Annotated in this window: 21 protein-coding genes; 17 read left to right on the top strand and 4 right to left on the bottom strand. The window is 63.8% G+C overall.

Going from position 1 to position 18,028, the window contains the following annotated elements; translation table 11 throughout:
* From cyoB to truD, 9 genes are all read left to right on the top strand, one after another.
* Entirely contained in the window at positions 1-2,016 is a 2,016-nt protein-coding gene (gene cyoB, locus ACTHNE_RS10055; RefSeq protein ID WP_440269181.1) for a cytochrome o ubiquinol oxidase subunit I, read from the top strand.
* Between the two features lie 269 nt (positions 2,017-2,285).
* Positions 2,286-2,906, top strand: coding sequence for a cytochrome o ubiquinol oxidase subunit III (cyoC, locus tag ACTHNE_RS10060; protein WP_324942425.1), 621 nt, complete (start codon positions 2,286-2,288; stop codon positions 2,904-2,906).
* On the top strand, positions 2,906-3,277 hold the full coding sequence (gene cyoD, locus ACTHNE_RS10065) for a cytochrome o ubiquinol oxidase subunit IV (protein ID WP_324942422.1): 372 nt from the start codon (positions 2,906-2,908) through the stop codon (positions 3,275-3,277). The genes cyoC and cyoD overlap by 1 nt, the downstream gene beginning before the upstream one ends.
* 272 nt (positions 3,278-3,549) lie before the next feature.
* Positions 3,550-5,223 (top strand): CTP synthase, encoded by a 1,674-nt coding sequence (locus tag ACTHNE_RS10070; RefSeq protein ID WP_324942419.1) that lies wholly within the window; start codon positions 3,550-3,552, stop codon positions 5,221-5,223.
* Complete coding sequence (gene kdsA, locus ACTHNE_RS10075) at positions 5,220-6,059, top strand: 3-deoxy-8-phosphooctulonate synthase (protein WP_440269182.1); 840 nt, start codon at positions 5,220-5,222, stop codon at positions 6,057-6,059. The genes ACTHNE_RS10070 and kdsA overlap by 4 nt, the downstream gene beginning before the upstream one ends.
* Positions 6,060-6,067: 8 nt before the next feature.
* A complete protein-coding gene (locus tag ACTHNE_RS10080) occupies positions 6,068-6,283 on the top strand; it encodes a hypothetical protein (protein ID WP_324942414.1) in 216 nt (71 codons plus the stop codon).
* A 21-nt stretch (positions 6,284-6,304) separates the two neighbouring features.
* A complete protein-coding gene (eno, locus tag ACTHNE_RS10085; RefSeq protein WP_324942412.1) occupies positions 6,305-7,603 on the top strand; it encodes a phosphopyruvate hydratase in 1,299 nt (432 codons plus the stop codon).
* Positions 7,604-7,619: 16 nt separating this feature from the next.
* Positions 7,620-7,943, top strand: a complete 324-nt coding sequence (ftsB, locus tag ACTHNE_RS10090) for a cell division protein FtsB (protein ID WP_324942410.1) — start codon at positions 7,620-7,622, stop codon at positions 7,941-7,943.
* A gap of 167 nt (positions 7,944-8,110) precedes the next feature.
* Positions 8,111-9,127, top strand: a complete 1,017-nt coding sequence (gene truD, locus ACTHNE_RS10095; RefSeq protein ID WP_324942407.1) for a tRNA pseudouridine(13) synthase TruD — start codon at positions 8,111-8,113, stop codon at positions 9,125-9,127.
* Between the two features lie 60 nt (positions 9,128-9,187).
* Here the strand turns inward: truD and ACTHNE_RS10100 are convergent, their stop codons facing one another.
* Positions 9,188-9,568 carry a gamma-glutamylcyclotransferase family protein gene (locus ACTHNE_RS10100; RefSeq protein WP_324942406.1) on the bottom strand — a complete coding sequence of 127 codons (381 nt, stop codon included), beginning with the start codon at positions 9,566-9,568 and terminating at the stop codon, positions 9,188-9,190.
* A gap of 5 nt (positions 9,569-9,573) precedes the next feature.
* The gene (locus tag ACTHNE_RS10105; RefSeq protein ID WP_324942403.1) at positions 9,574-10,119 is read right to left on the bottom strand and encodes a Smr/MutS family protein; all 546 of its coding nucleotides are present in this window, start codon (positions 10,117-10,119) and stop codon (positions 9,574-9,576) included.
* Between the two features lie 152 nt (positions 10,120-10,271).
* Here ACTHNE_RS10105 and surE point away from each other — a divergent pair, with 152 nt between their 5' ends.
* From surE to ACTHNE_RS10125, 4 genes are all read left to right on the top strand, one after another.
* On the top strand, positions 10,272-11,063 hold the full coding sequence (surE, locus tag ACTHNE_RS10110; RefSeq protein WP_324942431.1) for a 5'/3'-nucleotidase SurE: 792 nt from the start codon (positions 10,272-10,274) through the stop codon (positions 11,061-11,063).
* A complete protein-coding gene (locus tag ACTHNE_RS10115; protein ID WP_324942400.1) occupies positions 11,060-11,752 on the top strand; it encodes a protein-L-isoaspartate(D-aspartate) O-methyltransferase in 693 nt (230 codons plus the stop codon). Before surE ends, ACTHNE_RS10115 begins: the two co-directional genes overlap by 4 nt.
* Positions 11,752-12,360, top strand: a complete 609-nt coding sequence (locus tag ACTHNE_RS10120; protein WP_324942396.1) for a YqaA family protein — start codon at positions 11,752-11,754, stop codon at positions 12,358-12,360. Before ACTHNE_RS10115 ends, ACTHNE_RS10120 begins: the two co-directional genes overlap by 1 nt.
* Positions 12,361-12,475: 115 nt before the next feature.
* Positions 12,476-13,387, top strand: coding sequence for a peptidoglycan DD-metalloendopeptidase family protein (locus tag ACTHNE_RS10125; protein WP_440269183.1), 912 nt, complete (start codon positions 12,476-12,478; stop codon positions 13,385-13,387).
* A gap of 131 nt (positions 13,388-13,518) precedes the next feature.
* On the opposite strand, the gene ACTHNE_RS10130 is transcribed toward ACTHNE_RS10125, so the two are convergent.
* Both ACTHNE_RS10130 and yhbY read right to left on the bottom strand, forming a co-directional pair.
* Positions 13,519-13,896: an Mth938-like domain-containing protein gene (locus ACTHNE_RS10130; protein WP_440269184.1), complete on the bottom strand. Its 378-nt coding sequence runs from the start codon at positions 13,894-13,896 to the stop codon at positions 13,519-13,521.
* A gap of 10 nt (positions 13,897-13,906) precedes the next feature.
* Entirely contained in the window at positions 13,907-14,203 is a 297-nt protein-coding gene (gene yhbY / locus ACTHNE_RS10135; RefSeq protein WP_440269185.1) for a ribosome assembly RNA-binding protein YhbY, read from the bottom strand.
* A gap of 79 nt (positions 14,204-14,282) precedes the next feature.
* Between yhbY and rlmE the strand changes: the two genes are divergently transcribed.
* The 4 genes from rlmE (at position 14,283) to ACTHNE_RS10155 (ending at position 18,026) form a co-directional block, all read left to right on the top strand.
* Positions 14,283-14,933 carry a 23S rRNA (uridine(2552)-2'-O)-methyltransferase RlmE gene (gene rlmE / locus ACTHNE_RS10140; RefSeq protein ID WP_440269186.1) on the top strand — a complete coding sequence of 217 codons (651 nt, stop codon included), beginning with the start codon at positions 14,283-14,285 and terminating at the stop codon, positions 14,931-14,933.
* A complete protein-coding gene (gene ftsH / locus ACTHNE_RS10145; RefSeq protein ID WP_440269187.1) occupies positions 14,930-16,870 on the top strand; it encodes an ATP-dependent zinc metalloprotease FtsH in 1,941 nt (646 codons plus the stop codon). The genes rlmE and ftsH overlap by 4 nt, the downstream gene beginning before the upstream one ends.
* 128 nt (positions 16,871-16,998) lie before the next feature.
* A complete protein-coding gene (locus ACTHNE_RS10150) occupies positions 16,999-17,589 on the top strand; it encodes a DUF2239 family protein (protein ID WP_440269188.1) in 591 nt (196 codons plus the stop codon).
* An 11-nt stretch (positions 17,590-17,600) separates the two neighbouring features.
* Complete coding sequence (locus ACTHNE_RS10155) at positions 17,601-18,026, top strand: DUF1330 domain-containing protein (RefSeq protein ID WP_440269189.1); 426 nt, start codon at positions 17,601-17,603, stop codon at positions 18,024-18,026.
* The last annotated feature ends 2 nt before the right edge of the window (positions 18,027-18,028 follow it).

An 18,028-nucleotide genomic window follows, 5' to 3' on the forward strand; every position in this document is an offset into this window, starting at 1 on the left:
ATGTTCGGAAAACTTTCTCTATCGGCCATTCCTTTCCATGAGCCGATCATCATGGGCACCCTGTTGATGGTGTGCCTCGGCGGTGCCGGGCTGCTCGGCTGGGTGACGCTGCAGCGCAAGTGGGGCTACCTGTGGAGCGAGTGGTTCACCACCGTGGACCATAAGCGCATCGGCATCATGTACGTGATCCTCGCGCTGGTGATGCTGCTGCGCGGCTTCGCCGACGCCATCATGATGCGCGCCCAGCAGGCGGTCGCCGCCTCGGACGCGGCCGGCTACCTGCCGCCGCATCACTACGATCAGATCTTCACCGCGCACGGCGTGATCATGATCTTCTTCGTGGCCATGCCGTTCGTGGTGGGCCTGATGAACCTGGTGGTGCCGCTGCAGATCGGCGCGCGCGACGTGGCCTATCCATTCCTGAACTCGCTCAGCTACTGGCTTACCGCTTCGGGCGTGGTGCTGGTGATGATCTCGATGTTCGTGGGCGATTTCGCCGCCACCGGCTGGCTGGCCTATCCGCCGCTGTCCGAGCCCGGCTTCAGTCCCACCGTGGGCGTGGATTACTACATCTGGGCGCTGCAGCTGTCGGGCCTGGGTACCACGCTCAGCGGCATCAACTTCATCGTCACCATCCTGCGCATGCGCACGCCGGGCATGAAGCTGATGCAGATGCCGGTGTTCACCTGGACCGCGCTGGTCACCAACATCCTGATCGTGGCGGCGTTCCCGTTGCTGACCGTGGCGCTGGCGCTGCTGGCGGCCGACCGCTACCTGGACATGCACTTCTTCACCAACGAGCTTGGCGGCAACGCCATGCTGTACGTCAACCTGATCTGGATCTGGGGCCACCCGGAGGTCTACATCCTGATCCTGCCGTGCTTCGGCGTGTTCTCCGAAGTGGTGGCCACGTTCTCGGGCAAGCCGCTGTTCGGCTACAAGTCGATGGTGTACGCCACCGCGGGCATTGGCGTGGCTTCGTTCGTAGTGTGGTTGCACCACTTCTTCACCATGGGCTCGGGCGCGGACGTGAATGCCTTCTTCGGCATCTCGACCATGATCATCTCGATCCCGACCGGCGTGAAGCTGTTCAATTGGCTGTTCACCATGTATCGCGGCCGCATCCGCTTCACCTTGCCGATGATGTGGACGGTGGCGTTCATGGTCACCTTCACCATCGGCGGCATGACCGGCGTGCTGCTGGCCGTGCCGGGTGCGGACTTCGTGCTGCACAACAGTCTGTTCCTGATTGCGCACTTCCATAACGTGATCATCGGCGGCGTGCTGTTCGGCCTGTTCGCCGCGATGAACTACTGGTTCCCGAAGGCGTTCGGCTTCAAGCTGGAAGAGCGCTGGGGCAAAGCATCGTTCTGGTGCTGGGTAGTCGGCTTCTATATGGCCTTCATGCCGCTGTACGTGCTGGGCCTGATGGGCATGACGCGCCGCATGAACCACTATGCGAATCCTGCCTGGCAGCCGTACCTGATCGTGGCCGCCGTCGGCGCCGGCATCATCGCGCTCGGCATCGGCTTCATGCTGCTGCAGTTCGTGGTGAGCATCCGCAATCGTGCCGAGAACCGCGATCTCACCGGCGATCCATGGGGCGGCCGTACGCTGGAATGGGCGACCAGCTCGCCGGCGCCGTTCTACAACTTCGCGGTGCTGCCGAAGGTGGAAGAGCTGGATCAGTTCTGGGCCGACAAGGAACACAAGCGCGCCTACCCGCAGCACGCGCATTACGACGACATCCATATGCCGCGCAACACCGGCGCCGGCGTGGTGATGGCGGCCTTCGGCACCGTGCTGGGCTTCGCCATGGTATGGCACATCTGGTGGCTCGCCGCCGCTGGCCTGCTCGGCATGATCGGCACGTTCATCGTGCGCGCCTACGACACCGACGTGGATTACTACGTGCCAGGTGCCGAGGTCGAGAAGATCGAGCGCGCACGCCTGGTGCCGCTCAACAAGCTGATCGAAAACGTGGGTCCGGCCTCGGCCGGCGAGAAGGTGGCGTAAGAACCCGCCCCCACCATCCGCATAGCCCGCGCCGCATCTATTTGCGTGCAGGGCAAGGAAGAACGAGAGAAGTGTATGTCGATACATAAACGAGTGATGACGCAGCAATGCGCGCAAATAGATGCGGCCCTTCGGGTTGCCGCTGAGCGGCCGTCATGCGGCAGCGCGCGGCTTGACCAGACGGCCAGTCTGGCGCTGCGCCACGCGCTACCACCTGACGACCGCTCAGGGGCAACGCGGACTATGCGGATGGCGGGGGTGGGTTCTCCATGACTGCTATCACCGCAAACCACGGCGTCGTCGCGCACGGCGGCGCCCACGAGCATCACGACGACGGCTCCAAGACCCTCTTGGGTTTCTGGATCTACCTGATGAGCGACTGCCTGATCTTCTCGGGCCTGTTCGCCACCTTCGCCGTGCTGGGACACGCCACCGCCGGCGGTCCGAGCGGCAAGGAGCTGTTCGATCTGAAATTCGTGTTCGGCGAAACCATGCTGCTGCTCATCAGCAGCTTCACCTTCGGCCTGGCGATGCTCAACATGCATGCGGGCCATCGCAACAAGGTGATCGCCTGGCTGTTCGTCACCTTCCTGTTCGGTGCGGGTTTCGTGGGCATGGAAGTCTACGAATTCCACCACCTGATCGTGGCCGAGCACGCCGGTCCCAGCCGCAGCGCGTTCCTGTCCGCGTACTTCGGCCTGGTCGGTACGCACGGCCTGCACGTCACCTCCGGCCTGATCTGGCTGCTGACGATGATGCACATGGTCGGCAAGTTCGGCCTCAACGATGCAGTGCAGCGCCGCCTGTCGTGCCTGAGCCTGTTCTGGCACTTCCTGGATCTGGTGTGGATCTGCGTGTTCACCTTTGTCTATCTGTTCGGGGTGCTCTGATGTCGAGCCAGCATGGTCATTCGAATGCGCACGCGCACAACGCGCACGGCAGCCTGAAGAGCTACGTCGTCGGTTTTGCGCTGTCGCTGATCCTTACGCTGCTGTCGTTCGGCTGCGTGATGAGCGGGGCGGTGCCGCAGCACCTGGTGGTGCCTGGCATCGTGGTGTTCTGCGTGGCGCAGTTGCTGGTGCAACTGGTGTTCTTCCTGCACATGAGCGCTGCGCCGGGCCAGCGCGACAATTTGTCGATTGGCGTGTTCACCCTGCTGATCATCGCCATCGTGGTGGTGGGTTCGCTGTGGGTGATGCACAACATGAACCTGTACATGATGCACCCGGCGAGCCAGTCCATGTCTTCGAGTATAGGCTGACGCGCTTGCCCGCCATGCTGCCCGCCGGCATGGCGGGCCGGATCACGGCCCCCGCATGGGGGCCTTTTTCGTTTTCGGCTCCCGGCAGCAATACCGTTGAGGTGAAAACCCAACAGCTGGGCGCGATAGGTATGGCAATGTTGGGGTTTGCACCCCCATCTACGGTTGGCATCCCAGCGCGCCGCAACATTTTTCAGCCTTTCTCGGCGCAGCCATCTCGCGGCAGGAGCGATCTGCCGCTAAAATGCCGATTTCCAGCACGGCTGCTTTCCATGACCCCCCTGATTTTCGTCACTGGCGGTGTGGTGTCCTCTCTCGGCAAGGGCATCGCAGCGGCGTCGCTTGCGTCCATTCTTGAGGCACGCGGCCTTTCGGTCACCATGATGAAGCTCGATCCCTACATCAACGTGGATCCGGGCACGATGAGTCCCTTCCAGCACGGCGAGGTCTACGTGACCGACGACGGCGCGGAAACCGACCTGGACCTGGGCCACTACGAGCGCTTCGTCCACACCCGCCTGACCGGCAAGAATTCCATCACCACCGGCAAGATCTACGAATCGGTGATCCGCAAGGAGCGCCGCGGCGACTACCTGGGCGCCACCGTGCAGGTGATTCCGCACATCACCGACGAGATCAAGCACTGCATCCACGAGGCCACCCGGGGCTTCGACGTGGCCCTGGTCGAGATTGGCGGCACGGTCGGCGACATCGAATCCCAGCCGTTCCTGGAGGCGATCCGCCAGCTGCGCATCGAGCATGGCCCGGAGAAGTGCCTGTTCATGCACCTGACCCTGGTGCCGTACATCAAGGCCGCCGGCGAGATCAAAACCAAGCCGACCCAGCACTCCGTGAAGGAGCTGCGCTCGATCGGTATCCAGCCGGATATCCTCCTGTGCCGCTGCGAGCAGCCGCTGCCGGACAGCGAGCGCCGCAAGATCGCCCTGTTCACCAACGTGCCGGAGCAGGCGGTAATCAGCGCAGCAGACGTGGACATCATCTACAAGCAGCCGCTGTGGCTGCACCAGCAGGGCCTGGACGATATCGTCGTCAAGAAGATGGGGCTGGATGCCAAGCCGGCCGATCTGTCCGGCTGGCAGCGCACGGTCGAGGCGGTGGAGCACCCGAAGGACGAGGTCAATGTGGCCATCGTCGGCAAGTACGTCGAGCACAAGGATGCGTACAAATCCCTGGGCGAGGCGTTGCGCCACGGCGGCATCAAACAGCAGACCCGCGTGAACCTGCAATGGATCGATTCGGAGCAGATCGAGGCGGAAGGCGCGGCCAAGGTGCTGGGCGGCATGGACGCGATCCTGGTGCCGGGCGGCTTCGGCAAGCGCGGTTTCGAGGGCAAGATCCTGGCGGCGAAATACGCGCGCGAGCACGGCGTGCCGTACTTCGGCATCTGCTACGGCATGCATGCGGCGGTGGTGGATTTCGCGCGCAACGTGGCCGGCCTCACCGACGCCGATTCCAGCGAAAACGACCGCCACACGCCGAACCCGGTGATCGCGCTGATCACTGAGTGGACCACCGCCACCGGCGAGGTGGAGCAGCGCAGCGAGCGCTCGGATCTGGGCGGCACCATGCGCCTGGGCGCGCAGGAATGCCGCCTGAAGGCAGGCACGCTCGCGCGCCAGCTGTACGGCCAGGACATCGTGCGCGAGCGCCATCGCCATCGCTACGAATTCAACAATCGCTATCGCCAGTCGTTCGAGGATCTGGGCATGGTGATTTCCGGCAAGTCGATGGACGACCTGCTGGTGGAAATCGTCGAGCTGCCGCTGCAGCAGCATCCGTGGTTCCTCGGTTGCCAGGCGCATCCGGAGTTCACCTCCACGCCGCGCGACGGCCATCCGCTGTTCATCGGCTTCGTGCGCGCCGCGCGCGAATACAAGGCAGTGCGCGACGGCGAGAAGCTGGCGGCGAAGGGGGCGGTCGCATGAAGTTGTGCGGTTTCGAGGTCGGCCTGGACCAGCCCCTGTTCCTGATCGCCGGCCCCTGCGTGGTGGAATCGGAACAACTGCAGATCGACACCGCCGGCACGCTGAAGGAAATCACCGGCAGGCTCGGCGTCAATTTCATCTTCAAATCCAGCTTCGACAAGGCCAATCGTTCCTCCGGCGGCAGTTTTCGCGGCCCCGGCATGGAAGAGGGCCTGCGCATCCTGGGCGAAGTAAAGCGCCAGGTGGGCGTGCCGGTGCTGACCGACGTGCACGAATACACGCCGATGAACGAAGTGGCCGCGGTGGTGGACGTGCTGCAGACACCCGCCTTCCTGTGCCGGCAGACCGATTTCATCCAGAACGTGGCGCGCGCTGGCAAGCCGGTGAACATCAAGAAAGGCCAGTTCCTGGCGCCGTGGGACATGAAGAACGTGGTGGCCAAGGCCAAGGACGTGGGCAACGACGCCATTCTGGTGTGCGAGCGCGGCGCCAGCTTCGGCTACAACAACCTCGTTTCCGATATGCGTTCGCTGAGCGCGATGCGCGATACCGGCTGCCCGGTGGTGTTCGACGCCACCCATTCGGTGCAGTTGCCGGGCGGGCAGGGCACCAGTTCCGGCGGCCAGCGCGAATTCGTGCCGGTGCTGGCGCGCGCGGCGGTCGCCGTTGGCATCGCCGGCTTGTTCGCCGAGACGCATCCAGACCCAAGCAAGGCGCTGAGCGACGGCCCGAACGCCTGGCCGCTTGGCAAAATGGAAGCGCTGCTGCAGACCCTGCTCGAACTCGACCAGGTCACCAAGCGCCACGGTTTCCTCGAGAGCACGCTGCAACCTTAAGGATACGCATGGCCACAGACGAATCGCTGATCCGACTGCTCACCGACATTCGCGATATCCAACGCGAGCACCTGGAGCTGTACCGGAAACGCAGCGAAGCGGCCATTGCCAAGCAGGACCAGGCGCTCGATGTGACCCGGCGCTACCAGACCTTCTACCGCATAGTGATCGCGGTGCTGTTCGCAGCCATCGCGGCCATGATGTTTTGGCTCTTCAAGCACTAACCGATTAGGGATACGACCTCCATGACGACGCAGATCACCCATATCCACGCCCGTGAAATCCTCGACTCCCGCGGCAACCCCACGCTCGAAGCAGAAGTAACTCTGGCAGGCGGCGCCTTCGGCCGCGCGGCCGTGCCGAGCGGCGCATCGACCGGCACGCGCGAAGCGGTGGAACTGCGTGACGGCGACAAGTCGCGTTACCTGGGCAAGGGCGTGAAGAAGGCGGTCGGCAACGTCAACGGCGAAATCGCCAACACGCTGAAGGGCTTTGATGCCGCCGACCAGAAAGGCCTGGACAAGAAGCTGATCGAGCTCGACGGCACGCCGAACAAGGGCCGCCTGGGCGCGAACGCGCTGCTGGGCGTTTCGATGGCCGCCGCGCACGCCGTCGCGGCCTCGCGCAAGGAACCGCTGTGGAAGTACCTCTCGCACGGCAAGCCGGGCGCACTGCCGGTTCCGATGATGAACATCATCAACGGCGGCGCGCACGCCGACAACAATGTCGACGTGCAGGAATTCATGGTGTTGCCGGTCGGCCTGCCGAACTTCGCCGAAGCGTTGCGCGCCGGTACCGAAATTTTCCACGCGCTCAAGAGCGTGCTCAAGGGCAAGGGCCTCAACACCGCCGTGGGCGATGAAGGCGGCTTCGCGCCGAACCTGCGCTCCAACATCGAGGCGCTGGACACCATTCTCGAAGCGGTCAACAAGAGCGGCTACAAAATCGGCAGCGACATCCTGCTTGGCCTCGACGTCGCCAGCTCCGAATTCTTCAAGGACGGCAAATACGATCTGGAAGGCGAGGGCAAGGTCTACACGCCGGCGCAGTTCGTTGATCTGCTGGCCAGTTGGGCGCAGCAGTACCCGATCGTCACCATCGAAGACGGCATGGCCGAAGGCGACTGGGACGGCTGGAAGCTGCTTACCGACAAGATCGGCAATAAGGTGCAGCTGGTGGGCGACGACCTGTTCGTGACCAATCCGGCGATCTTCCGCGAAGGCATCGACAAGAAGATCGCCAACGCGATCCTGATCAAGGTGAACCAGATCGGCACGCTGTCCGAAACGCTCGAGGCGATCGCCATGGCCGACGCCGCCAAGTACGCCGCGATCGTCTCGCACCGTTCCGGCGAAACCGAAGACACCACCATTTCCGACATCGCCGTGGCGACCACCGCCACGCAGATCAAGACCGGCTCGCTGTGCCGCACCGATCGCGTGGCCAAGTACAACCAGTTGCTGCGCATCGAGGAAGCGCTGGGTTCGTCCGCCGTCTACGCCGGCCGCAACGCGTTCCCCAGCCTCTCCCACCTGCCCGGTTGAGGTCGCACCTTAAATCATGCTGCGTTGGGTCGCCTTGGTCCTGCTGTTGATACTGATTGGACTGCAGTTCGAACTGTGGTCCAGTCACGGCGGCATGTCCGAGGTGTCCAGCTTGCGCGCTGCAGTAAAAAAGCAACAGGACGAAAACGACAAGCTTACCCAGCGCAACCAGGCGCTGGCCGCGGACGTGAACGATCTCAAGCACGGCGAGCAGGCGGTGGAAGCGCGTGCTCGCGGTGAACTGGGTCTAATCAAGCCGGGCGAGACGTTTTATCAGGTGGTGCCGAAGTCGGCGGCGAGTACCGCTGTGCCGGCGGCGACCGGAACGAGCGGTCGTTGATGATGATGTTTACCTCGCCGAAAACTGCCCCCTCCCCTACGTGTAGTAGGGGAGGATTGGGGTGGGGTGAAGCAATCTCGCGGCGAGTCCAATCAATGCGGCAAGCCCATGCAACCCCACCCCAGCCCTCCCCTGCAAGCAGGGGAGGGAGCGAAGCGTCGCGCTGAATGACTTCTCCTGAATCCGAACTCCCCCGCGCCTACGGCACGCCGCCTTTGACGGCCACGCTTCGCAGCACACCCGAAGACTTCCGCGTGGAAGAAATCCTCGGCTACGACGCCGATGGTGAAGGCGAACACGCCTTGCTGTGGGTGGAAAAGCGCGAGACGAATACCGATTGGGTGGCGCGGGAGCTGGCGCGTTTTGCCGGCGTATCACCGATGAACGTCGGCTATGCCGGCTTGAAAGATCGCCATGCCGTTACGCGCCAAGCCTTTACCGTGCAGTTGCCGGGCAAGGCCGATCCGGATTGGAATGCGTTTCCGCATTCGGAGGTCAAAGTACTCGCAAGCACACGCCACAAGCGCAAGCTCAAGCGCGGCGCTCTGCGTGGCAACCGTTTCGTGCTGGTTTTGCGCGACGTTCGCGGTGATCGCGCGCAGGCGGAAGCCGTGCTGGGCAGCATCGCCACGCGCGGCGTACCGAACTATTTCGGCGAACAGCGTTTCGGCCGCGAGGGCGGCAACGTGGCGCAGGCGCGGGCGATGTTCGCCGGACGCCGCGTGGATCGCGACAAGCGTTCCATATTGCTTTCCGCCGCACGCTCGCAAATCTTCAACAGCGTGCTGGCCGCGCGCGTGGAACGTGATGCCTGGGACAAACCGCTGGAGGGCGAGATCTGGTCGCTGGCCGGTTCGCGCTCTTGGTTCGGTCCGGAACCGTTCGACGATGTGCTCGCTGCGCGACTGGCGCAAGGCGACATTCATCCGTCCGGACCGCTATGGGGGCAGGGCGAACCGCCCGCCACCGAAGTCGCCGGTGAGTTGGAACGCAGAGTGGCTGCGCAATACATCGATCTCGCCGAAGGGCTGGCCGCCGCGCGTATGGAACAGGAACGCCGTCCGCTGCGCTTGTTGCCGAAGGATCTTCGCTGGCGCTGGCTGGATGACGAAGCGCTGGAATTGAGCTTCGAATTGCCCGCGGGCGCGTATGCCACCGTCGTCGCGCGAGAGCTGATCGCGTAGGTTGGGGTGCAAACCCCAACATTGCTATCTCGTACCTTTCTTGCGCGGAATGAAAATCGCCTAGCTGCTCGTCGCGTGAGCCGGCGATGTGTCGTACGAAGCAGCCTGACGCGCATCCACGTACACCCAGGCCTGTAATCCGGAATTCAGGGTTACCGCGACGCGCTTGTAGTCGTCCACTTCGTAATCATCCGCCTGCGCCAGTTCGGTGTCGGTGATGTCGAAGACCGTGCCGGTGACGCAGTCCTCCGGCCGGTTGGTGAAGACGAGCATGGGGTGATGGGTCTTTCCGCTGGCGCGGACCACGTCGGGGTCTTCGATCTTGATTTCGGTCTGGACGAATCCGGTCAACTGATCGGCCCGGCCCGCAAGCCGGCGGCCGAAAGTCGCAAGTTGCACGTTTTCCTGCTGCAACGTGCCGTACGAGAAGAGCTTGGGCATGGAGCCTATCCTTTGAGCAAGACCACAACCGCACCCGTGCCGCCCTGCATGGGACGCGCGGAAGCAAACGCGATTACATCGTCGCGACGGCGCAACAAACGATCCGTCAACACTTTCAGCACCGGACCGGCGGCCTTGGAACGCAGGCCCTTGCCATGCACGATGCGCACGCAGCGCATGCCTTGCTCGGCGGCATGCGCAAGAAAGTCGGCAATGGTCGCTTGCGCCGCCGCGGCGTTCATCTGGTGCAGGTCGATCTCGTCCTGCACGCTGAACTGTCCGCGCTTGAGCTGACGCAGCAGTTTGGGCGGATAGCCATCGCGCAGGTAGCTGAGTTCCTCGCCCACTTCCATCAGGCCGGGATCGAAGGCCATGTCCAAGAGTTCGCGCGGCACGGCGGCTTCGTCCGCTTCGAACATGTGCGGGTGCGGTTCCGGCTTGGGGCTTTCTGGCGGTGGCGCCACGGGGTCGAACTGGCGTATCTCGCCGATCGCCTCGCGGAACAGGCGGCTGTCCTCGTCGCTCACGATGGCAGGATGGCGGCGTTTCATGACCGTGATCGTAGCGAAAGCGGCGTATGCATGGCGAGGATCGGGCAAACGCCGATGAAACCGCGGGGCGGCTCGGTTAGACTCCGATGTCTAGGGCGCGCGCGTTCGCCAACACGGACGCGCGCCGGCAATTCAATCTCGAACGGATCATGATGCGAGTTCTGGTAAGCAACGACGATGGCGTAGACGCGCCGGGCATCCGCGTGCTCGCCGAGCGCCTTGGCGCGGTGGGCCAGGTTACGGTGGTGGCGCCGGACCGCGACCGCTCAGGCGCCAGCAACTCCCTCACGCTCGATGCGCCGATCCGCGTCTCGCGCATGGACAACGGTTATTACCGCGTGGTGGGCACGCCGACCGATTGCGTGCATATCGCGCTGGCCGGCATGCTCGACTACGAGCCTGACATCGTCGTCTCCGGCATCAACAACTCCGCCAACCTGGGCGATGACGTGATCTATTCGGGCACCGTGTCGGCGGCGATGGAAGGGCGTTTCCTGGGCTTGCCGGCGATCGCGGTGTCGCTGGTCAGCAAGGATCACAAGGGCGAACACTACGAGTCGGCGGCCAAGGCCGTGCAGTTGCTGATGGAGCGCTTGCTGGTCGATCCGCTGCCGGCCGACACCATTCTCAACGTCAACGTGCCGGATCGTCCGTGGGCGGACATCCGCGGTTTCGAGACCACGCGGCTTGGCAAGCGTCATCGCTCCGCGCCGTGCATCAAGCAGACCGATCCGCGCGGAAAGCCGATCTGGTGGATCGGCCCGGCCGGTGACGTGGAAGATGCCGGCCCCGGCACGGATTTCGACGCGGTGCAGCGCGGCTACATTTCGGTCACGCCGATTCACGTCGATCTCACCCGTTTCCAGGCGCTGGAAAAAGTCAGCAGTTGGGTGCGCGGCTTGAGCGACGGCATGCATCAACAGGAAAACGGTAAGGCCGCATGATCCATCCGTTGCCGCCATCGGCATTGAAGGGCGAGGGCATGACCTCGCAACGCGCACGCGACCGGCTCGTTGCCAAGTTGAAGGAAGAGGGCATCCACGACCAGCGCGTGCTGGACGTGATGCGCAATCTGCCGCGCCATCACTTCATCGACCAGGCCTTGCATTCGCGCGCCTACGAAAACACCGCGCTACCGATCGGCCACGGCCAGACCATTTCCCAACCGTGGGTGGTGGCGCGCATGACCGAAGCGCTGCTCGAACCGTTCGCTCCCAAATCCGGCCGTCCACAGAAGGTGCTGGAAATCGGCACCGGTTCGGGCTACCAGGCGGTGGTGCTGGCGCAACTGGTGCCGCAGCTTTACACCGTGGAGCGCATCGAAGAACTGCTGCGCCAGGCGCGCCGCCGTTTTCGCCAGCTTGGTCTGGAGAACATCCGTTCGCGGCATGACGACGGCAAGCTCGGCTGGGCGGCCGAAGCGCCGTTCGACGCGATCATCCTCACCGCGGCGGGCGATGCGATTCCCACCCAGATTCTCGATCAATTGGCTCCCGATGGCGTGCTGGTGGCGCCGGTGGGTTCCCCCAGCAGTCAAACCTTGATCCGCATGCGCGGCGATGGAAAAGGCGATTTCATGCAGGAAGAACTTGGCGCGGTCAGCTTCGTACCTCTGCTGGGCGGCATCGGCTGATGCAGCTCTTCGGAAAACTCTATGCGCGCGTTCTGGTGTGGGCGCGCGATCGACGGGCCGTGTACTACCTGTGCGGCCTGAGCTTTGTGGAAGCCTTCATCTTCCCGATCATGCCCGAGGTGATGCTGGCGCCAATGATGCTCGGCAAGCGGCACCGGGCGTTTTTCTACGCAAATATCAGCCTGCTTTTTTCGCTGCTGGGCTCGCTGGTGGGTTACGCGCTAGGACACTGGGCGTTCCACGCGCTCACGCCCTTGCTGCAATCGCTGCACCTGTACGATTCGATCGAGCGTGGCGTGGAAAGCCTGCGCACGGAAATGAACCAGCATTGGCTGCAAATGCTGCTGGTGCTGACGCTAGCAGCGCTGCAGCCGGTGGTGCCGATGAAGTTCGTCACCTGGGCTTCGGGCATCGTCGGCGTGCCGGTGCTGCCGTTCCTGCTGTGCATGCTGATCGGCCGCGGCAAGCGCGTGTGGTTACTGGCTTTGCTGATCCGCCTGTTCGGCGAGCGTGCCGAGCGCATCCTGCACAAGCACATCGAATGGATCGGCTGGGCCGCGCTGGTGGTGCTTGCAGGACTGGCGGGTTGGTGGCTGCTGAAGCATTAATGGCGGGAGATCGTTTCGTGTGCACCGCATGAAAACTCTGCGCCGCCCCGTTATGCTGGCCCGCATGAATGAATGGATGCGATGGCCCGCACTACTTGCCGCTATGTCGTTACTCATGACCGGTTGCAGCACGGTGGTGGTGCAGCCGCCGTCGAACGCATCGGCCGCCACTTCGCGCCCGGCACCGCCGCAGCAACCGGGCTCCTACACGGTGGCCAAGGGCGATACGCTTTATTCCATCGCCTTTCGCAATGGCACCGACTTTCGCGAAGTGGCCCGCTTGAACGGCATCGATGCGCCGTACACGATCTGGCCCGGCCAGGTATTGAAGCTACCAGGTAGGGGCGCAGGCGCCGAGCCTGCGGCGGCGCACGCGTCGCCATCGGTCGCTGCCACCAAGGCACCCGCACCGCCGCCGACCAACGCACCGGTCTTCCAGACGGTAGAAACTACGCCTGCGCCGGCGAAACCCTCATCGGTGCCGACACCGGCGCATGCAAGCTCCGCAGCCGCGGTTTCCGCGGCGACCGTGCATCCCGTGCCGCCGCATGTGGCGCCGGTCGCCGCAACTGCTACCAGTCCATCGCCAGCGCCTGCGGCGGTTACGCCAACGCCGGCGCCCGTAGCAGCCGCCAGCGGAGGCACGCGCAGCGCAGGTGGCGTGAAATGGCGTTGGCCGGCCTCCGGCCAGATCATCGGGCGCTTCCAGGCCAATGCGGCGATTCCGGGCATCGACATCGCCGGCAAGGCCGGCGATCCGGTGGTCGCCGCCGCCGATGGCACGGTGGTGTACAGCGGCAACGGCCTGGTGGGCTATGGCGAGCTGATCATCATCAAGCACAACGACAGCTTCCTTTCCGCCTATGGCCACAACCGCAAGCGGCTGGTCACGGAAGGGCAGCAGGTGAAGGCCGGGCAGCAGATTGCGGAGATGGGCTCGAGCGGCAGTTCGCGCGACGAGTTGCAGTTCCAGATTCGCAAGGACGGCAATCCGGTCGATCCGCTGGAGTATTTGCCGTCGCGTTAGCTTGGCGCCGCGTCCGAGAGGGCTGCGGTGAGGGGACAATCTGGCGTAGGGGCTGCCTAGAGCGCGTCTTGGCTCGATCGTGCCGCTTGCAAGATTGACCCCTCACCCCAGCGTTTTCGGGGCGAGGGCGCTCAGGCAGCGGGAAGAATGAACGCGGCCACCACGCGCCGCCCTTCGCCGGCGAGCAGGTCGTAGGTGCGCGCAGCCGCTGCGTTGTCCATTACTTCGATACCGACGCCGCGGCGCAGGAAGCCGGCCATGAATGCCGCCGGCGGAAACTGCTGGCGCGTGCCGGTGCCCAGCAGCACCACTTCCGGTTGCAGCTCCAGCACGGCCTGCACATGATCGTCGCCCAAGGCCTGGGCACTGCTGACGGGCCATTGCTCCACCGCACGCTGGGGCGAAAGCAGAAAACTGGCGGTCAATTCACGATCGACCACCGTGATGGCGCGCTCGGTGACGCGGCGGACGAACAAGTAATCTCCAGGGCGGTCCAGTGACAGATCCACGGCGGCCTCCTCAGCGCGGCAGGGCCAGCCGCGGGTCGTCCTCGTTGCGGCGGAACAGCACCACGATGTGGCCGATCTGCTGCACGTTTTCCGCGCCGGTGCCGTCGAGCAGGAACTGGATCTGCTCCTCGCGCTCGTCCTTGTCGCCGCCGGACAGCTTCACCTTCACCAGTTCGTGATGCGACAGCGCCAGATCCAGCTCCTTCACCACCGCCTCGGTGGCGCCCTTGGCGCCCAGCAGGATCACCGGGTGGAGGTCGTGTGCGAGGCTTCGCAAATAGCGTCGCTGCGAGGGGGAAATGGCCATGCGTTCAGTCCAGGATGCACTGCAAGTAAGCCGTAAAGGGTATCATGCCCACCCCTGTTCCCGGTCCGCTAACTGACCCATGCCCCGCAGCAAGAGCAGTTCCCGCTGGCTACGGGAGCATTTCGACGACGTCTACGTGAAGAAGGCCCAGGCCGAGGGCCTGCGTTCGCGTGCGGTGTTCAAGCTGGAAGAACTGATCGAGCGCGATCACCTGCTCAAGCCGGGCATGCGCGTGGTCGACTTGGGAGCCGCGCCGGGCGGCTGGTCGCAGCTGGTCCGGCAACGCCTGGGTGATAGTGGTACTGTGGTGGCGCTGGATATCCTGCCGATGCAGGGGATTGCCGGTGTCGATTTCCTGCAGGGCGACTTCCGTGAAGAAACCGTTCTGCGAGCCTTGGAGGCACGCCTGGATGGCCGCAAGCTCGATCTTGTGCTGTCGGACATGGCCCCCAATATGAGCGGTGTGGCACTGGCCGACCAGATCCGGGCGATGGACCTGGCGGAACTGGCGCTTGATTTCTCGAGGCACTGGCTCAAACCGGGCGGAGCATTTCTAATCAAGCTGTTCCAAGGCACCGGCTTCGACGATTACCTGCGTACCTTGCGCGTTGAGTTCTCGCGCGTAAGTATGCGTAAACCCAAGGCCTCCCGCGCGCGTTCGCGTGAGGTGTACGCGCTGGCCACCGGCTTTCGACCGGCCGGCCCGCAAACTGGCGAGAACCGCGCATGAACGAAACATGGAAAACTCTGTTGCTCTGGCTGGTGATCGCGGTAGTGCTGATCACCGTGTTCCAGAGCTTCAATCCGCACGGTGGCGCCTCTTCGGACCTGCCCTACAGCAGCTTCGTGCAGAGTGTGGACAGCGGCAACGTCGCCACCGCCAACATCAGCGCGGAAAACCCCGCCACCATCACCGGCAAGTTGAAGGACGGCAGCAACTACCGCACCGTCGCGCCGGTGCTCGGCTTCTCCACCAACTCGGTGGTCAAGCAGATGCAGGACAAGAACGTCACCGTCACGCAGGATTCCGGCACCGGCTTCTCGCTGATTGGCCTGTTGGTGAACTGGCTGCCGGTCATTTTGATCGTCGGCGTGTTCATCTGGTTCATGCGCCAGATGCAGCAGGGCGGTGGCGGACGCGGCGCGATGAGCTTTGGCCGTTCGCGCGCCAAGTTGCAGGGTGAGGACCAGGTCAAGGTCAATTTCAGCGACGTCGCCGGTTGCGACGAAGCCAAGGAAGAAGTCGGCGAATTGGTGGAATTCCTGCGCGACCCGGGCAAGTTCCAGCGCCTCGGCGGCAAGATTCCGCGCGGCGTGCTGATGGTCGGCCCGCCCGGCACCGGCAAGACCCTGCTCGCCAAGGCGATCGCCGGCGAGGCCAAAGTGCCATTCTTCTCGATCTCCGGTTCCGACTTCGTCGAAATGTTCGTCGGCGTGGGCGCTTCGCGCGTGCGCGACATGTTCGACCAAGCCAAGAAGCACGCGCCGTGCATCATCTTCATCGACGAAATCGATGCGGTCGGCCGCCATCGCGGCGCCGGCCTGGGCGGTGGCCACGACGAGCGCGAGCAGACGCTCAACCAGTTGCTGGTCGAAATGGATGGCTTCGAAGGCACCGAGGGCATCATCGTCATCGCCGCCACCAACCGTCCGGACGTGCTCGATCCGGCGCTGCTGCGTCCGGGCCGTTTCGATCGCCAGGTGGTGGTCGGTCTGCCGGACGTGAAAGGCCGCGAGCAGATTCTGAAGGTGCACCTGCGCAAGGTGCCGATCGCCAGCGACGTCGACGCGATGGTGATCGCGCGCGGCACGCCCGGTTTCTCCGGCGCGGATCTCGCCAACCTGGTCAACGAGGCGGCGCTGTTCGCCGCGCGCGAGAATGCCCGCGAAGTGCGCATGACACACATGGACAAGGCGCGCGACAAGATCCTGATGGGTACCGAACGTCGCTCGATGGCCATGAGCGAGGATGAGAAAAAGCTCACCGCCTATCACGAGGCCGGCCACGCCATCGTCGGCCGCCTGGTGCCGGAGCACGACCCGGTCTACAAGGTGACGATCATTCCGCGCGGCCGCGCGCTCGGCGTCACCATGTATCTGCCGGAAGGCGACAAGTACAGCATGAACAAGACCGCGATCGAATCGCAGTTGTGCTCGCTGTATGGCGGCCGCGTGGCGGAAGAGCTGATCTTCGGCACCGACAAGGTCACCACCGGCGCGTCCAACGATATCGAGCGCGCCACCAAGATGGCGCGCAACATGGTCACCAAGTGGGGCCTGTCGAACGAGCTCGGCCCGGTCACCTACGGCGAGGAGGAGGATGAAGTCTTCCTGGGCCGCTCGGTGACGCAGCACAAGAACGTCTCCAACGAGACCGCGCGCAAGATCGACGAAGTAGTGCGCGAGATCCTCGACCGCGCCTATGGGCGCAGCAAGCAGTTGCTCACCGAGAATATCGAGAAGCTGCACATGATGGCGGACGCCCTGCTGCAGTACGAAACGATCGATGCGCGCCAGATCGATGACATCATGGCCGGCCGTATTCCCGGCCCGCCGGCGGACTGGTCCAAGACCTCGTCGATGGGGCAGTCGGTGCCGCCGCCGCCGCCGCGTGGGGGCGATGCCGGCGCGAAGGTGGGTGACCCCGCCACGCAGAGCCGGATCTAAGCCAGTTTTGAGTGTCGCGAACGCCGGGTCTAAGGGCCCGGCGTTTTTTATGCAACATGGAAAATATTTACCCGGGTAATATTGCGAAGCGTATTTTTATCCGGGTATTATTTGGCACCCTCCGCCAGGTGCCTGCCATGACCGTTCCGCCATCCGTTTCCTACACCAGTTTCCAGGGCCACCGGCGCCTGGCGTCCGGAGCCCCGCACGTCGTTGCCCTGGCGGTGAAGCTGGCTGCCGAACGAGACGGCGCCAAGCCCGTCCTGGTCTTCGACGACAGCACCGGTCGTGCCATCGACCTCGACACACGTGGCAGCGATGAAGACGTGCTGGCCCGTTACGGTGCCGCGTCTGCTCGAGATACCGAAGCGACCGAGCCCTCGCGTGGTCGCGGTCGTCCGAAACTCGGCGTAGTGGCGCGCGAAGTAACCCTGCTGCCGCGCCATTGGGAATGGCTGGAATCCCAGCCGGGCGGACCGTCCGTCACGCTGCGCAAGCTGGTGGAAGAAGCGCGCCGCGCACACAGTGAGCGCGACAGAACGCGCGATGCACAGGAACGTGCGTATCACTTCATGTCGGCGATGGCGGGCGATATGCCCGGCTTCGAAGAAGCAACACGTGCCTTGTTCGCAAACGACCGCACGACATTCAGCGCATTGATTGCCGCATGGCCGGCGGACGTTCGCGATTACGCCATGCAGCTCGCGTTCGGCGAGTGACGGGATTCATCATGACGAATTACCTGGAACCGACCTGGGAAGCAGGGCGAGCCTTCATGGCGCGATCACTGCAGGGCAGTGTGGTGATGCTCAATCTGCTGCGCTTTCGCGATATTGCCGATTACTCCAGCACGCCGCATCTTGCGCCTGCAAAAGCGATCAGCGGTGCGCAAGCCTTTCAGTGTTATATCGAACACACCTTGCCGTACTTGCGCGAAAGCGGCGGAGACTTGCTGTTTCTTGGCTACGGCGGCCACTTTCTGATCGGTCCGCCGGAAGAGCAATGGGACATGGTGATGCTGGTGCGGCAGCAAAGCGTCGCATCGTTCATGGCGTTCGCGTCGCATGAGGCGTATCTGGCCGGCATCGGTCATCGCGTTGCGGCGCTCGAAGACGCGCGCTTGCTGCCGTTGATTTCAACGGATGCCGGCGAGTAGTT

It is taken from the genome of Dyella sp. (assembly GCF_051954575.1).
Lineage (GTDB): Bacteria > Pseudomonadota > Gammaproteobacteria > Xanthomonadales > Rhodanobacteraceae > Dyella_B.

Bases quoted from the DNA above. Each gene is read 5' to 3' on its own strand.
- cyoB (WP_440269181.1), top strand. From the start codon at position 1: ATGTTCGGAAAACTTTCTCTATCGGCCATTCCTTTCCATGAGCCGATC.
- cyoC (WP_324942425.1), top strand. From the start codon at position 2,286: ATGACTGCTATCACCGCAAACCACGGCGTCGTCGCGCACGGCGGCGCC.
- cyoD (WP_324942422.1), top strand. From the start codon at position 2,906: ATGTCGAGCCAGCATGGTCATTCGAATGCGCACGCGCACAACGCGCAC.
- ACTHNE_RS10070 (WP_324942419.1), top strand. From the start codon at position 3,550: ATGACCCCCCTGATTTTCGTCACTGGCGGTGTGGTGTCCTCTCTCGGC.
- kdsA (WP_440269182.1), top strand. From the start codon at position 5,220: ATGAAGTTGTGCGGTTTCGAGGTCGGCCTGGACCAGCCCCTGTTCCTG.
- ACTHNE_RS10080 (WP_324942414.1), top strand. From the start codon at position 6,068: ATGGCCACAGACGAATCGCTGATCCGACTGCTCACCGACATTCGCGAT.
- eno (WP_324942412.1), top strand. From the start codon at position 6,305: ATGACGACGCAGATCACCCATATCCACGCCCGTGAAATCCTCGACTCC.
- ftsB (WP_324942410.1), top strand. From the start codon at position 7,620: ATGCTGCGTTGGGTCGCCTTGGTCCTGCTGTTGATACTGATTGGACTG.
- truD (WP_324942407.1), top strand. From the start codon at position 8,111: ATGACTTCTCCTGAATCCGAACTCCCCCGCGCCTACGGCACGCCGCCT.
- ACTHNE_RS10100 (WP_324942406.1), bottom strand. From the start codon at position 9,568: ATGCCCAAGCTCTTCTCGTACGGCACGTTGCAGCAGGAAAACGTGCAA.
- ACTHNE_RS10105 (WP_324942403.1), bottom strand. From the start codon at position 10,119: ATGAAACGCCGCCATCCTGCCATCGTGAGCGACGAGGACAGCCGCCTG.
- surE (WP_324942431.1), top strand. From the start codon at position 10,272: ATGCGAGTTCTGGTAAGCAACGACGATGGCGTAGACGCGCCGGGCATC.
- ACTHNE_RS10115 (WP_324942400.1), top strand. From the start codon at position 11,060: ATGATCCATCCGTTGCCGCCATCGGCATTGAAGGGCGAGGGCATGACC.
- ACTHNE_RS10120 (WP_324942396.1), top strand. From the start codon at position 11,752: ATGCAGCTCTTCGGAAAACTCTATGCGCGCGTTCTGGTGTGGGCGCGC.
- ACTHNE_RS10125 (WP_440269183.1), top strand. From the start codon at position 12,476: ATGACCGGTTGCAGCACGGTGGTGGTGCAGCCGCCGTCGAACGCATCG.
- yhbY (WP_440269185.1), bottom strand. From the start codon at position 14,203: ATGGCCATTTCCCCCTCGCAGCGACGCTATTTGCGAAGCCTCGCACAC.
- rlmE (WP_440269186.1), top strand. From the start codon at position 14,283: ATGCCCCGCAGCAAGAGCAGTTCCCGCTGGCTACGGGAGCATTTCGAC.
- ftsH (WP_440269187.1), top strand. From the start codon at position 14,930: ATGAACGAAACATGGAAAACTCTGTTGCTCTGGCTGGTGATCGCGGTA.
- ACTHNE_RS10155 (WP_440269189.1), top strand. From the start codon at position 17,601: ATGACGAATTACCTGGAACCGACCTGGGAAGCAGGGCGAGCCTTCATG.